The 15457-nt window shown below is 63.4% G+C and carries 13 protein-coding genes, 1 tRNA gene and 2 pseudogenes; 5 read left to right on the plus strand and 11 right to left on the minus strand.

What is annotated here, in order from left to right; genetic code table 11:
* Positions 1-27: 27 nt before the first annotated feature.
* Together OKW87_RS00125 and OKW87_RS00130 are read left to right on the plus strand one after the other, a co-directional pair.
* Positions 28-903: pseudogene (locus OKW87_RS00125) on the plus strand (YifB family Mg chelatase-like AAA ATPase); the annotation flags it as partial.
* A gap of 45 nt (positions 904-948) precedes the next feature.
* Positions 949-1033: transfer RNA gene (locus OKW87_RS00130), tRNA-Leu, on the plus strand.
* Positions 1034-1294: 261 nt separating this feature from the next.
* On the opposite strand, the pseudogene OKW87_RS17500 reads toward OKW87_RS00130, so the two are convergent.
* From OKW87_RS17500 to OKW87_RS00145, 3 genes and pseudogenes are all read right to left on the minus strand, one after another.
* A pseudogene (locus OKW87_RS17500) lies at positions 1295-1795 on the minus strand (recombinase family protein); the annotation flags it as partial.
* A 364-nt stretch (positions 1796-2159) separates the two neighbouring features.
* Positions 2160-2354 (minus strand): hypothetical protein, encoded by a 195-nt coding sequence (locus tag OKW87_RS00140; RefSeq protein ID WP_265541372.1) that lies wholly within the window; start codon positions 2352-2354, stop codon positions 2160-2162.
* 1095 nt (positions 2355-3449) lie between these two features.
* Positions 3450-3971, minus strand: coding sequence for a Dps family protein (locus tag OKW87_RS00145; protein WP_265541373.1), 522 nt, complete (start codon positions 3969-3971; stop codon positions 3450-3452).
* Between the two features lie 186 nt (positions 3972-4157).
* Between OKW87_RS00145 and OKW87_RS00150 the strand changes: the two genes are divergently transcribed.
* Together OKW87_RS00150 and OKW87_RS00155 are read left to right on the plus strand one after the other, a co-directional pair.
* Positions 4158-5198: a cupin domain-containing protein gene (locus OKW87_RS00150; RefSeq protein WP_265541374.1), complete on the plus strand. Its 1041-nt coding sequence runs from the start codon at positions 4158-4160 to the stop codon at positions 5196-5198.
* Positions 5195-5884 carry a YoaK family protein gene (locus OKW87_RS00155; protein WP_265541375.1) on the plus strand — a complete coding sequence of 230 codons (690 nt, stop codon included), beginning with the start codon at positions 5195-5197 and terminating at the stop codon, positions 5882-5884. The genes OKW87_RS00150 and OKW87_RS00155 overlap by 4 nt, the downstream gene beginning before the upstream one ends.
* Here the strand turns inward: OKW87_RS00155 and mprF are convergent.
* The 8 genes from mprF to OKW87_RS00195 form a co-directional block, all read right to left on the minus strand.
* Entirely contained in the window at positions 5881-8421 is a 2541-nt protein-coding gene (mprF, locus tag OKW87_RS00160; RefSeq protein ID WP_265541376.1) for a bifunctional lysylphosphatidylglycerol flippase/synthetase MprF, read from the minus strand. The two genes, OKW87_RS00155 and mprF, sit on opposite strands and share 4 nt — an antisense overlap.
* A gap of 3 nt (positions 8422-8424) precedes the next feature.
* On the minus strand, positions 8425-8814 hold the full coding sequence (locus OKW87_RS00165; RefSeq protein WP_265541377.1) for a DUF2147 domain-containing protein: 390 nt from the start codon (positions 8812-8814) through the stop codon (positions 8425-8427).
* Positions 8815-8857: 43 nt separating this feature from the next.
* Complete coding sequence (locus OKW87_RS00170; protein WP_265541378.1) at positions 8858-9637, minus strand: AcvB/VirJ family lysyl-phosphatidylglycerol hydrolase; 780 nt, start codon at positions 9635-9637, stop codon at positions 8858-8860.
* A gap of 76 nt (positions 9638-9713) precedes the next feature.
* The gene (locus OKW87_RS00175) at positions 9714-10523 is read right to left on the minus strand and encodes a MipA/OmpV family protein (protein WP_265541379.1); all 810 of its coding nucleotides are present in this window, start codon (positions 10521-10523) and stop codon (positions 9714-9716) included.
* A 74-nt stretch (positions 10524-10597) separates the two neighbouring features.
* Positions 10598-11320 (minus strand): hypothetical protein, encoded by a 723-nt coding sequence (locus OKW87_RS00180; RefSeq protein ID WP_265541380.1) that lies wholly within the window; start codon positions 11318-11320, stop codon positions 10598-10600.
* A gap of 358 nt (positions 11321-11678) precedes the next feature.
* Entirely contained in the window at positions 11679-12032 is a 354-nt protein-coding gene (locus OKW87_RS00185) for an HdeA/HdeB family chaperone (protein WP_265541381.1), read from the minus strand.
* 45 nt (positions 12033-12077) lie between these two features.
* Complete coding sequence (locus OKW87_RS00190; protein ID WP_265541382.1) at positions 12078-12377, minus strand: hypothetical protein; 300 nt, start codon at positions 12375-12377, stop codon at positions 12078-12080.
* A gap of 80 nt (positions 12378-12457) precedes the next feature.
* The gene (locus tag OKW87_RS00195) at positions 12458-13105 is read right to left on the minus strand and encodes an outer membrane protein (protein ID WP_265541383.1); all 648 of its coding nucleotides are present in this window, start codon (positions 13103-13105) and stop codon (positions 12458-12460) included.
* 700 nt (positions 13106-13805) lie between these two features.
* Between OKW87_RS00195 and mdcA the strand changes: the two genes are divergently transcribed.
* Positions 13806-15452 (plus strand): malonate decarboxylase subunit alpha, encoded by a 1647-nt coding sequence (gene mdcA / locus OKW87_RS00200; protein ID WP_265541384.1) that lies wholly within the window; start codon positions 13806-13808, stop codon positions 15450-15452.
* Positions 15453-15457 lie beyond the last annotated feature (5 nt).

Below are 15457 nucleotides of genomic sequence, written 5' to 3' on the forward strand. Positions count from 1 at the left end.
ACGTTGAACGCGACCGATGGGCCACACCCCATCATGGTCGGGCCGCCGGGGGCGGGAAAATCGCTGCTTGCTTCGTGCCTGCCGGGGATATTGCCGCCGCTGGATGCGGCCGAGGCGCTCGAAGTCTCGATGGTCGCGTCGGTCGCGGGGACGATGGCGGGTGGGCGGCTCACGCGCGCGCGGCCGTTCCGCAGTCCGCACCATTCGGCATCGATGGCCGCGCTGACCGGCGGCGGCCTCAAGGTTAAACCGGGCGAAGTTAGCCTGGCACATCTGGGGGTGTTGTTTCTGGACGAGCTGCCCGAATTCCAGCGCGCGGTGCTCGATTCGCTGCGCCAGCCGCTCGAGACCGGCACGGTGAGCGTCGCGCGCGCCAATGCGCATGTGACCTTTCCGGCGCGGGTGCAGCTGATCGCGGCGATGAACCCGTGCCGCTGCGGGCATCTGGGCGATCCGGCTTTGGCCTGCGCGCGGGCGCCGCGCTGTGCTGCGGACTATCAGGCGAAGGTTTCGGGGCCGCTGCTCGATCGGATCGACCTGCACGTCGAGGTCCAGCCGGTGACCGCGGCGGACCTGGTGCTGCCGCCACCCGCCGAGGGTTCGGCGCAGGTCGGCGCGCGGGTTGCGGCGGCGCGGGAGGTGCAGGCGGCGCGCTATCGCGGCGTTCCGGCGCGCACCAATGCCGAGGCCGAGGGCGAGCTGCTCGCCGCGCACTGCACCCCCGACGAGCCCGGCCGCAAGCTGCTCGCGCAGGCGGCGGAGGCGATGCGGCTGTCGGCGCGCGGCTATACAAGGGTGCTGCGGGTGGCGCGGACGATCGCCGATCTGGCGGGGACGGAGGGGGTAGGGCGCATCCATGTCGCCGAGGCGTTGAGCTATCGACGCCAGTCGCCGCGGAGCTAGACCGACTTGCAGCCCGCCTGCGCTTCGTCTAGCGAAACCTCCGCTGCCCCTGTGGTGAAATTGGTAGACGCGCTCGACTCAAAATCGAGTGCCGCAAGGCGTGCTGGTTCGAGTCCGGCCAGGGGCACCACGCCCGGTCAAAGCTGGGCACCCCACCGCCGTCAGCAGGCATCCTGCTGACGGCGTGTGCCAGTGCCTCGTTTGACCCGGAAATTCTGATCTCCTTGGCATCGATCGTAACTTCGGACACGAAAAGCCGGATATAGCCCTTACGCAATGCCGGGTCGGCGTCGGTCCAATCTGCTTCGGACCTGGGCTTTCCCTCGTCGATTACGGTCTTGTCGAAATAGCGCCCTAGGTAACGTTCGCGAACGAGAATTCCGCCGACATTGCTATTATTGAATTGGCGGTTGCGGAACCGATAGCCTCGATCGCGAAGCCACTCGCCAATACCGCGGGCACCTAGGGGGCCATGACCATCGCCGATGGTTGCCAAGCGAAACATCGTGCGGACGATGCTTGCCTCACTTTCGACAACGAACAGCTTCTTCTTCTCTTTGTTACCCCTCATCTCGACCGTGCGGCTTTCATATCCAAACGGCACCGGTCCGCCGTTGTAGAATCCTTCCTCGACATTCCCGCGCATCGTGCGCTTAGTGTGTTTGGCAGACTCCAACGCGAAATGTTCGTCGAACATTGCCAGCAGGTTACGCATGAGATTTCCGGACGGGTCATCGCTGAACGACTGGGTTAGCGACAGCAGCCTGACCTTCGTGCGTTTCAGACGCGCAAACGTCTGCACCTGAAGTTCGAGGTTACGAGCAAGCCGCGACAGGGACCAGATCTTGATCTCTGCGATGCGATTGGCGGGATCCTCGATAAAGGCGGGCATGCGGATAAACCCTGGTCGTCCTTCTTCCCGGCCAGAGAGGCCGGGCTCGAAAAGATCGTGACGAGGTTTTGCCCCTTTGCTTGAGCATCGGCGCGGATGAGTGCCCCCTGGCTGTCTATGCTAGTCCGGTGCTCCGCTTGATCGTCGGTCGAGACCCGAACGTATCCGACGACCTGTTCGACTGTCTTCTTGAGCATTTTTGTGTCCGATAGAAGTTGGCCGTCGGATCAAGGTGTCCGCTGATCGCGTTTTCAAGTAGGCTAAACTGCGGGCGGTTACTGGCAGGCTCCGAGCAGCAGTCGGCGGTTTTGGCAGAGGTCAGCGAACTCGCGGCGCTCTCGAAGCGCGCCGCGATGCGGCAGCCTCAAACGACACCATTGTGGAAGGTCCGCTCAGCATTCGCACGCATCGCCCGCCTGATGCGGCTGCCAGCATCGACGGCGAGATACTCATCAAACAGGGCGAGCATGATCGGCATGATCTTTTCGAGAGAGTCGTCGTTGAACCTCTGGGTGATCGACACCAATTCGACACCAGCGCGCTCCAGCCGGGCCAACAACTGGACCTCCCCGAAGAAGCGAAAAAATGTGGGACGCCGACGGAAGCGCCGGCACGTCCAAGCGACGCGGTTTGGACCGGTGCAGGTTGGATGTCGGGCGACCTGTCGTTCAATGCGGCGCCCATTTCATCGTTTGCGGCTACGGATGCGCTTGTTGCGGATTTATATCGCAAATGGCCGTCGCTGAAGAGTATAACGCTGGCAGGATTCTCGGCTGGGGTTCAAATGGTGCAGCATTATGTGGGGTTTGCAGCGAGCCGCCCGAGCGCCTAGGCGTCCGCTTCGTCGTCTCCGATCCCGGCATCTGGCTGTATTTCGACGCGGCGCGCCGAGTGGCCCGGCTTGCGGGAAGGGGGCATCGGACCCTTCCGTTCGCGGCACAGCACCAAGCTCTCCTGGGAAGTGCACCTTGGCGATGGAGATGCCCGCTGCCGACACCGTCCGGGCTATGACCGATGGAAATATGGTGTTTGTGGACTGGGGGCGAACCTCGGTCGTGGCGCGTCCGAAGCGCGCGGACGCTATCGAAAGGTCGATATCGTCTATCTCGCCGGTGGGCTCGACAGCAGGCCTGGCCCGGGGACGTCGAGCAAGCTGATCGGTCACTCTTGCGCCGCCGATCTGCAGGCACGTTCAGGCTACAGCGGGTGCAAGGCTATCTGGCCTATGAACGCGCCATCCTCCTTCCCGCCAAGCCGCGCAAACTCATTGCAGTGCCCAATTGCACGATTTGGGATGCGTTCTTTCATCGCCCACCGCGCGCAGCGCCGTGTTCGAGGCCCTATCGCAAAGCAATGATTAAGCTGAAGCGTCCACCGATTCGGAGAGGCTGCGGATGTCGAAATGAGATATCTTTCATCCGCGAAGATGGCGCGACGGACGGAATGCGGTCGACTGAAGCAGGCACGCACCGACCAGGATCGCGGCGAAGATGGGATCGTGCAGTTGGTGCGCGAGGACGCTCCACAGCCAGATGGCAAGGCCCGTGGCGGTAGGAATGGCGACACATTTGGCCAATTTGCCGCACCTCGCGAAAAGATGATATTTTCGCGGCGGCGCCTCCGGGGGGCGAGGACGCGCCGCCGCGGCCTATCCTCAGCGCGCCGCTGAGGAACGGCAGCTCTCATAGAGAAACCAGCCGCGACGCTCGGTCTCGTCGATCCAGATTTCGAGCAGGCTGGCAGTCGCGACGTCCGAATAGGTGTCGCTCAATACGTGGACGAGCCGCATTTCGGCGACGAGCTGCTTATTGTCGTTATGTAACTCAACAAGCATGGCCTGCGGGTCGGTATAGTCCTGATTATTGTCGGGGATCCGCTGGCGGGCGGCGATGTCCCCGATTGAGCGGATCGTGGTTCCGCCGATCTTGCGGGCACGTTCGGCGATCGTATCGGTCATCGCGAAAAGCTGCTCGCCCTGTTCATCGAGCAGCAGATGATAGTCGCGGAAGTTCGACCCGCTCATGTGCCAATGGAAGTTCTTGGTCTTGAGGTAGAGCGCGAACACATCGGCAAGGAGGCCCGCCAGTCCGGCAGAGATGTCGCGGGTCGCGGCGCTGCCGAGATCGGTGGGAGTGCCCAGGAACTGCTCGGCAACCGATAGCTTCTTTTCCGTCATCGCGCGCTCCTGCTCGATCTGGCCCGCCGGGGGCGGCTCGATGTCGTTAGATACGGGCTGGGTCGCGGGGGCCAATCTACACCATGGTTTCGTATACCTCGGCATATCCTCGTATGAATGGCGGGCTGCCGCAGGCGCCGTAGACACTCTGGACAGGCCAACCCACCCGCCGAGAGGAACCCTGTCATGACCGCATCCCGTCACGTCCGCTCGCTGCTGCACGCCGCGCCCGTCTATGAAGGCGCGCTGGGCTCGGCGCGCGCAGTCACGGCCGATCACTTCTCGCTGCTCCAGCGCATGTCGATGCAGCGGCTGGTACTGACCGCCGGCACGATCCGTGAGCCGCATTGGTATGCCAATGCCAACGAACTTGCTTATTGCGTGTCGGGCGAGCTGCTGGTGTCGGTGCTCGACAATGCCGACTTGTTCGGATCGTTCACGATCGCGGCCGGCGAAATGTTCCACGTCCCGGTCGGGTCGCTGCACACGATCGAGAATATCGGCGACGGTGATGCCGAGTTGATCATCGTATTTGGCCACGAACGGCCGGAGGAATTCTCGCTCCACGCCGCGTTCGGCGCGATGACCGACGCCGTGCTCGGCAACACCTATACGCTGCCTGCGAGCGACTTTGCGTCGCTCAATCGCGACACCGGATCCGCCGTGCTGGTGCGCCGCGAGGCGCCGCCGCGGGTGGAGCCCTCCGCAGCGCTGCCCGATCCCCACAAGTTCGGGATTGCCGGTGAATCACCGCCCGTCAACTTGCCCTACGGCAGCGCCCGCGTGGCGCGTCTGCAGTTCTGGCCGGCGCTCAAAGATCTGTCGATGTATTCGGTGGTAGTGAAGGAAAACGGGATGCGCGAGCCGCATTGGCACCCGAACACCGCCGAGATGGGCTATGTCCATCAGGGGCGTGCGCGCATGTCGATCCTCGATCCCGACGGCAGCGTCGATACCTATGAACTCGAGCCGGGCGACGTCTATTTCATCCCGCGCTCCTATCCGCACCAGATCGAGGTGTTGAGCGACGAGGAGATCCATTTCCTGGTGTTCTTCGATCAGCCGACGCCGGGCGATATCGGCTATCGTGCCTCGACCACCTCCATCGCACCTGACGTGCTGGCGGCGACGTTCGGAATCGCCCCGGAGGCGGCGCCTGCCTGGCCGGTGACGCCGGTGGATCCGCTGATCGTCGAGCGGGTCAATCCCGTGGACCCGGTGGTGTGACCGGCGGCGCGCCGCTTCGCCATGCTGGGCTGATCCTGCCGCTCCTGTCGTTCGGGACGGGGGCGGCGGACGCCTTTGCCTTTACCGCCCTGGGAGGCATATTCACGGCCAACATGACCGGTAATGCGGTGCTCGCCGCGATCGTGACTCGGCCCGACTATCTGGGGACCCTTGCCGGCGCCGCGACGGCACTGTGCAGCTTTGCGGCGGCGCTGTTCCTTGGGTTCCGCATCACGCGGCGGTCGGCGCAGGTGGCCGTCCCGGGCGTTGCCATGCTCATCGCGCTGAGCATGTCGGCCGGGTTCCTGATGCTGGTCACGTTGCTCTGGTGGTTCGCACCACTTTCCCGCGGTGTGCATATCGGCATGATTGCCGCATCGGCGGCGGCAATGGCGTTCCAGACAGTGGCCGCCAAGCGCGACGGTGTCCCGCGTGGCGCGACGACGACGTATCTCACCGGCACGCTGACCGACGTCATCCAGGATATCGTGGAGCGAACCATATCGTGGCGAAGCATACGCTGGCTGCCGCTCCTGGCATTGCCGTTCGGGGCGGTGGTCGCCGTCGCGACCGGCATGCTTTGGCCGGATATGACGCCCTTGCTGCCGCTGGCGACGACGGGCGTTTCCATGGCGCTGATCGCGGCGCCACTGAATGGGAAGTCATGGCAGGGCCAACGCGCCTAAGCCCTCGGCTCCGCGATCAGCGCGCCGATATCAGCGATGCCGTGGATCAGGGAAAGGCCGCCGGGGCCGGCGATAAACCGCGGCGCCCAGTGCGGGGAGAATTTGGCCTTATAGGCACGCAGGCCCCGGAAGCCGTAAAATCGCTCGCCATGGTTGAACAGCAGCGAGGCGGCCTTTGCCCACAGGGGCGAGAGCCGGCGAGGATCGATGCCCGACAATGGCGCCGCACCGAGCGAGAAACGCCGATATCCCCTGCTTTGTCCCCACAGCATGAGATGGACGAACAGGAAATCCATCGTGCCCGATGGCGAGTCATCGCGATGGCGCATCAGATCGAGCGAAAGTTCCGATTTGTCGGGTGTAGCCCAGATATTGGCAAAAGCGACGGCGCGGTCATTCTGGCGCACGACTGCGATGTCGAACTGGGCGAGATAGGCGGGATCGAACCGACCCAGGCTGAAGCTTTTTTCCTGATGGCCTTTGCTTGCCAGCCATTGGTCGGAGATTGACCTGAGCTCGGGCAGGATCTCGCACGTTTGCGATGCGGGGATGACTTCGAAGCGGGCGCCTCCGCGGGCCAGCCGCCGCTCCGCCTGACGCAGCCCGCTCGCCGCGGAGCCCTCGAGCGTGAAGCCGGCGAGCGATACCTGGGCCTCCTCTCCGCACTTGATGATGTGCAGGCCGAGCTCGATCGCGAGTGGCAGCACCGCGTCGCTGATCTGATAGAGGAGCAGGCGCCCTTGCGCGGCGTCCGCCATCGTTCGGATCGACCATAGCAGTTCAGGCCAGCGGTCGCGCGGCCCGACCGGATCGCCCATCACGATCCAGCTCCTGCCCTTGACCTGATACATGAGAAATGCGTCGCGATCGTCACTGTTGAGAAAGCGCTTGTCCCCGGTCAGCGCCAGCATCGCGTCGGTCCGGTCGGCAGATGCCAAGGCACGTGCGAGTATCTCGGGGTCGATGGCGCCGCCTGTCGGCGCGGGCTCGGCCGGCGCCAATAACCGCCAGATACACGCTGCGACCAGCACGACCGCCGCCGCCACCATCGCGCGCAGAAAACGCGGCGCATTGCCCGACCAGGCGAATTCCCACCAAAGCGAGTCTTGATAATCGACGTGGCGATAGGCGAACAGGCCGAGCCAGATCGACAGCCCGAACGCTATCGCAATGCCGCCCAGCCAGCTTGGCGAAAGCGGCGCGCTGGTCAGCGCAGTGTGCCTGTAGAAAGCCGGGCGGGTCCATTGGAGCATCCCGGCAATGCCCAGAAGGACGATCGCCTCCTCGATGTCCAGGCCCTTTGCCAGCGAGAACAGGGCGCCGGCGATCAACAGTGCGCGAACTGCCAGCCAGGCGCCGTCGAGCCGGCGATACAGGCCGGGAGCAAGGATCAATAACGCCGTCCCTACAAGGCTGGCGGCGATGTGCGAAGCTTCGACGAAGGGAAGCGGCACGACATTCCGTAGTTCCGACAGCCGCTCCGGGAGAGGCGGGAGCGCGCCCGAGAGCAGCAGGAGCACGCCGCCGACGAAAGTGAGCGCGCTGAGCAGCAACGGCGCAAGGCTCGTCGCAACGGCTTGGGCGTCTGCGATCCGCAGCGCGGCGCTATTGCGCAGCTGACGGCCCTCACGCACCGTGAACAGCATCACCGCTAGCCCGAGCGGCAATAGATAATAGATTGCGCGATATGCGAAGAGCGATGCCAGCAAGGCGGCGCGGTCGCCCGGAACGATTGCGAGTATCGTGGCTTCGAAAACGCCGATTCCGCCCGGCACATGGCTGACTAGCGACACGAGCAGCGCCAGCGAATAAGCGAGCATGAAGGCCGGCAGCATTGCGGCGTCCGCCCCTGGGAGCAGCACGAACAGCGCACCGCTGGCAGCCCCGAGATCTAGGATCGACACGCCGATCTGGGCAATCGCCTGACCTGGTGTCGGGACCGGCACGCTCCACTGTCGAAAGCCGATACCGCGAAGGCCGAGAGCCGAAGCCAGGGGCAGCGCAAAGACCGCTGCCATCATCGAGCAACCGGCGACCAGAACCGCAATGGGCGACAAACTCAGGCCGCCGATGGTCAGCGGACCGGAGGACAATAGCAAGCCGGTGCCCGCCACTACCAGGATCCCCAGCGAAAAGGTTGTCCCGGCAATGACGACGATCCGAGCGACATCGGCGGCATCGAGACCGGCGGCATGATAGACGCGGTAGCGCGCCGAACCGCCAGTCAGCGCCGAAAATCCGAGATTGTGGCTGAGCGCATAGCTCGAGAAGGAAGCGAGTGCTGCTGTGCGCCACGCCAAGGGATGGCGGATGATCCTAAGTGCAAGCACATCGTAAAATGTCAGCGCGAGATAGCTCACTGCAGTGAGCGCCAGTGCCAGCGCGATATTGCCGGAAGGGATGGCGCGGAATGCAACGCGCGCGGCGTGCAGACTCACGGTTTGAGTGAGGTGGTGCAGCGTAGTGAGCGCCAATGCGGCGATCGCGACGATGATGGCAGCGGTGAGAGGAGCGCGGTACCGCGCCAGCCATGCCATGAATCAGGTCCCCGGCGCTTCGCTGATACGCTGCCAGATCTGAGCCTTGCAGAGTAGCCTGCCCAGCATGCATCCCTTGATCCGCAACGTGTTTGAGCCGATTGCGGTCATTGTCGAGGCGAAGCGCGCACCACGGTCAGGCACGAACACCCGGCCGGCCCAGCTGCCATCGCTCTGGAGGCTGTAGTTTTCCAGCAACTCGGTGCCGATTAGCCTATCGACTCCGTGCTTGCGCGCATCTTCCGCCGCGTCGCGGCTGGCCCATATCACCCGCCCGCACACTTTGTTGGCACAAGGCAGGATTTCGACCGCGACGCTGCGACGCGGATTTATCCATAACCCCGTAACCGGATTAGTGGGGGCCGCGATCCCCGGAAGGGGGACAATCGCCATTGCCAGCGCGACGCTTATTGCCCGGTTCATGGTCTCGCACCCTTCAGTCCGCAAAGCCTGAAACGCAGGTTACGTCGCGCACTGCGCAGGCGATTGCACGCAGCAACACGGTGCCGACCGCTCCGGCGTCCCGGTCAAGCATATGCCCGCCGGGAAGCTCTACATGCCAGACATTGGTCTGATGCAATTGCGGGCACAGGCTGCTGCGCTCGAGCTTCCCCTGAATGCAGACCGCCGGCACCCAATCGAGTCGGCGGGCGGTAGGCAGTGCGGGGGTCTCCGGCTCGTTCAGGCTGAGCATTGCTTGCGGGGAAGCACGGTAGATCACGGTGTCTCCCGGCACGACTAAGGCGACCAGCGTGACATGCTTGCGCGATGCCTCGTTCAGTCCGGGGAGGCCGGCCTGAAGCATGTCGGCGCCGAAGGATTGCCCAATCAGTGCCACCCGGTCGATACCCGGCAGCGCGAGTGCACGGCGGGTCGCTTCGGCAATGAGCGCTCGGTTTTCGGCCGGAGAGCGCCGGTTGCGGAAGAAGACGAGGGAGTTCACGCCGATCACCGGGATGCCGTTATCGGCAAGCCGGTTGGCGATCTGCGGGCCCATGCCGACTCGAAATCCCATGTCTCCCGACAGAAATACGGCCGCCAAGCCGGGCGCAGCTGCATCACGATGCGTGTTCGCGGGGGTTAGCGAAAACACCGGCCCCCCGAAATAGCCGATGAATGCGAGAAAGCCGACAAAGGCGAAGCTCAGGCCGAACGCCGCCATGACGGCCAGCCAAGGGCGCAGCGCCAGCCGGATATTTTGCGTTGCCGATCGCATTGGCATGGATTGCTACTCCGGACCGACGCCGCGCCAAGCGCGCGAGGCTTGGGATGAACGCTGGACTGGAAGTTCCTCATTTGAAGACATAGCTGACACCAAGCGCGCCAGTCCATTGCCCGCTGCTCCCGGCGATCGCGACGATCGGCGAGCGCTTCGTGTCTCCCACTAATCGCGTATAGCCGCCCATTCCGACGAGGGACCATCCGCGCCGCAGATCGCCAGACAGCGACTGCAGCCCGGTCAAAACGACCCCGATATCCTGCAACCCGCCTTTCGCGGCAAAACGCGGAAGCCCGCTCGCCACGCTGCCCGCGGGCGACACATCGAAATAATATGCGGCGTATTTGTCGCCGACAATGTCGGCGGTGAACCGCACATCCAGATAGGTCCGCTTGCTGAGCGGCGTGCCATATTCGAGCGACGGCGTGACGATGTAGCTGCGATGCGCGCCGGCGACATCCTTTTGCCATGAGATGCCGAAGGCCAGCACGTCATAGGCGCTGGTCGCCACTCCGGTCTTGGCAACGCCCGCGTAGCCACCGATCTCGACCGCGCGTTTGCGCTTGCCGAGGGCGTTGACGCGAGCGTTGCTGCGGCCATGCAGGCGCGTAGTCCGATCGAGATTGACGCCGATCAACGGCCCCAGCTGGAATTCGATCGACTTGCCGTTGTCACGCACCACATCCACTTCGGTCGCGGTGCCGACTGTCTCGAAATTGAATCCCGCGACGGTGCCGCGTAACTGGATCGCCGGAATTATCTTATAGTCTTTTCCGCCGACATAGCTCGGCACGGCCGCACCTGCGACGAAGATCCTGACATTGTCGGGATCCGGGGAGAGGTTTTCAGCATCCTGTTGCGCATAGGCGGGCGCCGCGGTCATCAAGGCAGCAGCCGATAACCGCCGCGCCCAACCGAGCGCACTCCGAGTGCGAACGGCCAGGCTGGCGCCCTCGGTCACTTGGCGAAGGTGTAGGGAATGGTGAGCGATCCAAGGTTTGCCCCGGTCACCGACACCAATGACGCGTCGAAGCTGATATCGCCCTTCTGGTTGCCGACATGCTTGAAATACAGCCAGCCCTGCAGCGAGCCGCCGGGATCGAGGACCCCTTCGGGCAGCACGTTGCGCGACATCGTCGGCGTCGGCAGCTTGACGGTGGTAATACCGGAAAACGCCGCGTCATAATCGTCCCAACCGTAGCGGCCATAGCCATAGCGGAACGGCCCGCCGAAGGGCGCGATGCCCGGATAGATGCCGCCGTAATAAGGCGCGACGCGAAATCCGCGGTGGAGGAATAGAGGGGAGCTGATCCGGTCATATCCGGGAACCGGCGCCGTTGCCGTGGCGTCGATCTTGCGCAGGGGTAGGGCCGGGTAGACAGTGCCGTCCGCCCCGACCAGCTTGAAATCGCTGTAGCGGATCAGCACCGTGCTGGAGCCGTGGTTGGTGATGTCGACCTTAACCGGCGTGACCGCGTTTTCGATGTCCACAACGCCTGGAAAATCCGGAGTCATCGTAACGATTTGGACGCCGCCAGCACTGGCGGTGGCGCCGCCCCCGGCGGCGGGGAGCGCGTCTGCGGCGGGTTCGAGGGTCGCCGTGCAACTCGCCAATACGGCCGCGGGTGCCGTGACGAGTAGGACCGTCCCGAGGGTGTTACGCCATGCTGAAGTCGTCATCGCTTTTCCTTCGTCTGCTTCGACGGCATGGTCGGCGATGCGGCAGACGAGCGCTATTCAGCCGTTGGTATGATCATTCCAAAGTATGGTCATGAGGAATGAAGGGGTGACGCGCTTGTGCTTGGGCGGCTGGCATACGACCTTCTTGAGTCACTTGGGTCTTCCAGCAAGGCTGAGGAAGGGCCTGGCGGCTTCGGGCCGTCGAATGCAAAGCTGCCCGAATAGACGCAAACAGCCGCATATGGTCGCGAATGCTACCATATGCGGCTGATCGACTTCATGGCCAATGACGGCCCGGCCCATCTCAGCGAAAGATGCCGAACTGGGCCGCGCATCGCGCTTCGGCTGCGATCCGTGGTCAAAGCCGGCGTAGATCCGCGCGGATACGCTGCAAGAGCGTGAGTTGGGGCGTCGTCCGGCAGGTCTTCTGGATTACCGGCACGAGTCGGGCGATGCCCGCCACGTCGAGCACCGCATCCTCCGGCTTCTTCGCCTTGTCGTATCCGATGGCATAGGAGATCGCCTGCGGCCTGAAATCTTCGCGCAGCGCCAGGAATTCGCGGCAGGTGACCTTTTCGATCTGCTTGCCGTTGCGTTCAATGCGCGTCGTCGTGATGACGCCATTGCGCGCGGAGGTCGTCGATTGCGCGGCGGCTGATACCGCGCCAATCAGGCAGGCGAACAGCGAAAGGCTGGTAGTGATAGTCTTCATGATAGGCTCCAGTCTGGCTGGTGGTTGATTGACTGCAGGGCCGCATCAGCGCTGGCGGCAGTTGTCCCGCCGCTTGGCGTTGCACAGCGGATAGGAGCGCGGCGGCGGCGGTGGATATGCCTCGGTCGGCGTGAGCGCCTGGGGAACGAAGACTATGTGCGTGCCCGGGGCAATGTTGGCAGGCAACATCGGCTTGGCGGGTTCGTAGCCACCCGGCGTTTCCCTAGCTTCGAATCCGTCGGGATCGGTGAACACCTGGGTCCCAGGACTGGCATCTTGTGCTTTGGATTGGGTGGCGGACACCGCGAGGGCGGCCGACGCGGCGATCAGAATGGCGATGTGCATAACTGTCTCCTCTTTCCAGCGGGGCCGGCGCCTCCTTGTCGGGAGCGCTGGCCCCGCGTTCCGGGTCGCGAGTTCGATGATCAGAAGCGGTAGCCGACGCCAGCCAGCACCTGGTTCTGGTGGACATGACGGCGCCAAGCCTTGTGCTTCCAGCCCGAATATTGGTACGCTCCGGTCAGATAGATTTGCGAGGTGACGGCATATTCGGCGCCGCCGCCGAGCCGAAAGCCGCCAATGTCGCGCGCGACGTCGAGATTGCGCACCGGTCCAACCGTCAGGTCGCGATATCGGTCCGAAAACCGCGCATTGGTGTATCCGCCCAAGCCGAAGACCAGCAGCTGCGGTGACGCGACATAACCAAGGCGAAGGCCGACATAGAGGTCGCGGTCCGAGCGCTGGCAGATCCGCGCCGTGGGGCCGCCAACCGGATGGAGCCGGCAGTGCTTTTGAGTCGAATCCGATACCTTGACCTCGGGTCCAAAGCGCACCGGGCCGCTGGCCACGTCATAGCCCAGCGAGGCGCCGTAGGTGAAACCGTCGCTGCCCCGATGGTCCCCGCCGCCAAGGCGCGACCAACCACCTTCGACGCCCACGCGGGCGCCGGAAAACGGCTGGTCCTGGGCCGATGCTTGGCCGATAGCCAATACCGACGCGGACGTTGCGATTGCGATTGCGATAATCCTGTTCATGATGTCCTCCATGATCCTTAAAGAATAGGTTTGGATCATTGTCATTATAGGCGCACCGCCGGCCGCGGATCATCAATACAGTCGTATGATATACCTTGGTTTACCGGGAGAGGGGATTCTCGGGACCAGCCACGTGAAGTCAAGATATTCGGTCCGAAGATGGATGCTATTGCATGCATATCGGTTCATGCGCGACAGAGCGGCCATCAATACTGATTTTGAGATGATGTACAGGCGTAGCGCCGGGCCGGGACCGCCGTGGCCGAAAATTGTTTCCCCCCGCGCGGCGGAGACAGAAGGGGCCAATCGCTTGGCTTTATCGCCGCCAAAGTCCTTCCCGCGAATGCTTGGCTGTAGATTGGCAATTGCCGGCGCTGGCCTTCCTCCGGCAACCGCAGTCGTGGGCCAACAAGCGGCCCGGGAAGCCTGAACTTCCCGGGCCTAGTTACGCTCTGGCCATAGGGGGACACCAGAGACCCGTCGCCGTGTCGGAGGGAGGGGGAAATCCCGATAACCGCGACACCGACATGATCTCGCCGCGGGCGCTTCGCGGCAATCATGCCAAAGAATGGGTGTACGGCGCCAAGAGCGGAACCGCGGATATAATGGCGGTATTTCAAAGTCTTAATGCCGATACGGCATTAAACCACCGTATAAATGTGAGCGCATGCTCAATGCGCCTAGCTTCTGCTCATGATCTCGCCGGATCGCTTCCATGTCCGTCGCAAGGAGCCTGAGCATGAAAGAATGGGATAGCAGACAAAAGGCACGCGCCGATCGCATCCAGGCCGGGTCGCGGTTCGCTGACGGCAAGGTCGTCGCTCCGGCGAACCTCACCGCGCTTCTCGAAGCCGTCATTCGATCCAAAGACCGGGTGTGCCTCGAAGGCGACAACCAGAAACAGGCCGATCTGTTGGCGGAAGGGCTGGCGGCGGTCGATCCCTCGATTGTCCACGATCTGCACATCGTCCAGTCCGGAATCGTCCTGCCCGAACATCTGGACCTATTCGAGAAGGGCATCGCGAAGCGACTGGATTTTTCTTATTCGGGACCGCAATCGGCGCGCGTCGCCAGCCTGTTGTTCGGTGGCAAGATCGAACTGGGCGCGGTCCACACATATCTCGAGCTGTTCGCGCGCTATTTCATCGATCTCACGCCCAATGTCGCGTTGATCGCTGCGGTCAGCGCCGATCGCGACGGTAATCTTTACACCGGCCCGAACACTGAAGATACGCCGACGGTCGTCGAGGCGACCAGCTATGGTAACGGCCTGGTCATCGCCCAAGTGGGCGAGATCGTCGACAAGTTGCCGCGCGTCGACATCCCTGGCGATCTGGTTCATTTCGTCGTCGATGCAGGCCGCCATTTCTATGTAGAGCCGCTCTTCACCCGCGATCCCGGCGCGATCACCGAAGCGCAGATTCTCACCGCGATGATCGCGATCAAGGGACTGTATGCGCCCTATGGGGTCAGGCGGCTCAACCACGGCATCGGGTTCAACACCGCCGCAATCGAGTTGCTGCTGCCCACTTTCGGCGAGAAGCTGGGACTGCGCGGCAAGATCTGCACGCATTTCGCGCTAAATCCGCACCCGACAATGATCCCCGCGATCGAGGCGGGCTGGGTGGAACAGATCCACAGCTTCGGGTCCGAAGTCGGGATGGAAGATTACATCCGTGCCCGCTCCGACATCTTCTTTACCGGACCGGACGGGTCGCTGCGTTCGCATCGTGCCTTCTGCCAGACGGCAGGGCTTTACGCCTGCGACATGTTCATCGGCTCGACACTTCAGATCGACCTCAACGGTCATAGCTCGACGGTCACCGAGAGCCGGGTTGCCGGCTTTGGCGGCGCGCCCAACATGGGCTCGGATCCGCGTGGGCGTCGACATCCGAGTCCGCCCTGGCTCAAAGCGGGGGCGGAGGCCGACCCTGACGGGCCGGCGCCGCTGCGGCGCGGGCGAAAGCTGGTCGTCCAGATCGGCGAGACGTTCGGCGAGGCGAACGCACCGCTGTTCGTCGAAAAGCTCTCTGCGCTGGAGCTCGCCGAAAAGCTGAAACTGCCGCTCGCGCCGGTGATGGTTTATGCGGACGACACGACGCACATCGTCACCGGGGAGGGCATCGCCAACCTCCTGCTCTGTCGCACTGCCGATGAGCGCGAGCAGGCGATCCGCGGCGTCGCCGGCTTCACCGATATCGGTCGCGGCCGCAATCACAAGATGGTCGAGGCGCTGCGCGCTCGCAAAGTGATCCAGCGGCCCGAGGACCTCGGCATCGATCCGCTCGACGCCGATCGCAGCCTGCTCGCGGCGCGCTCGATCAAGGATCTCATGCTCGCATCCGGGGGGCTTTACGCGCCGCCCAGCAAATTCCGCAACTGGTAAGGAGG

Source organism: Sphingomonas sp. M1-B02 (assembly GCF_026167525.1).
GTDB lineage: Bacteria > Pseudomonadota > Alphaproteobacteria > Sphingomonadales > Sphingomonadaceae > Sphingomonas.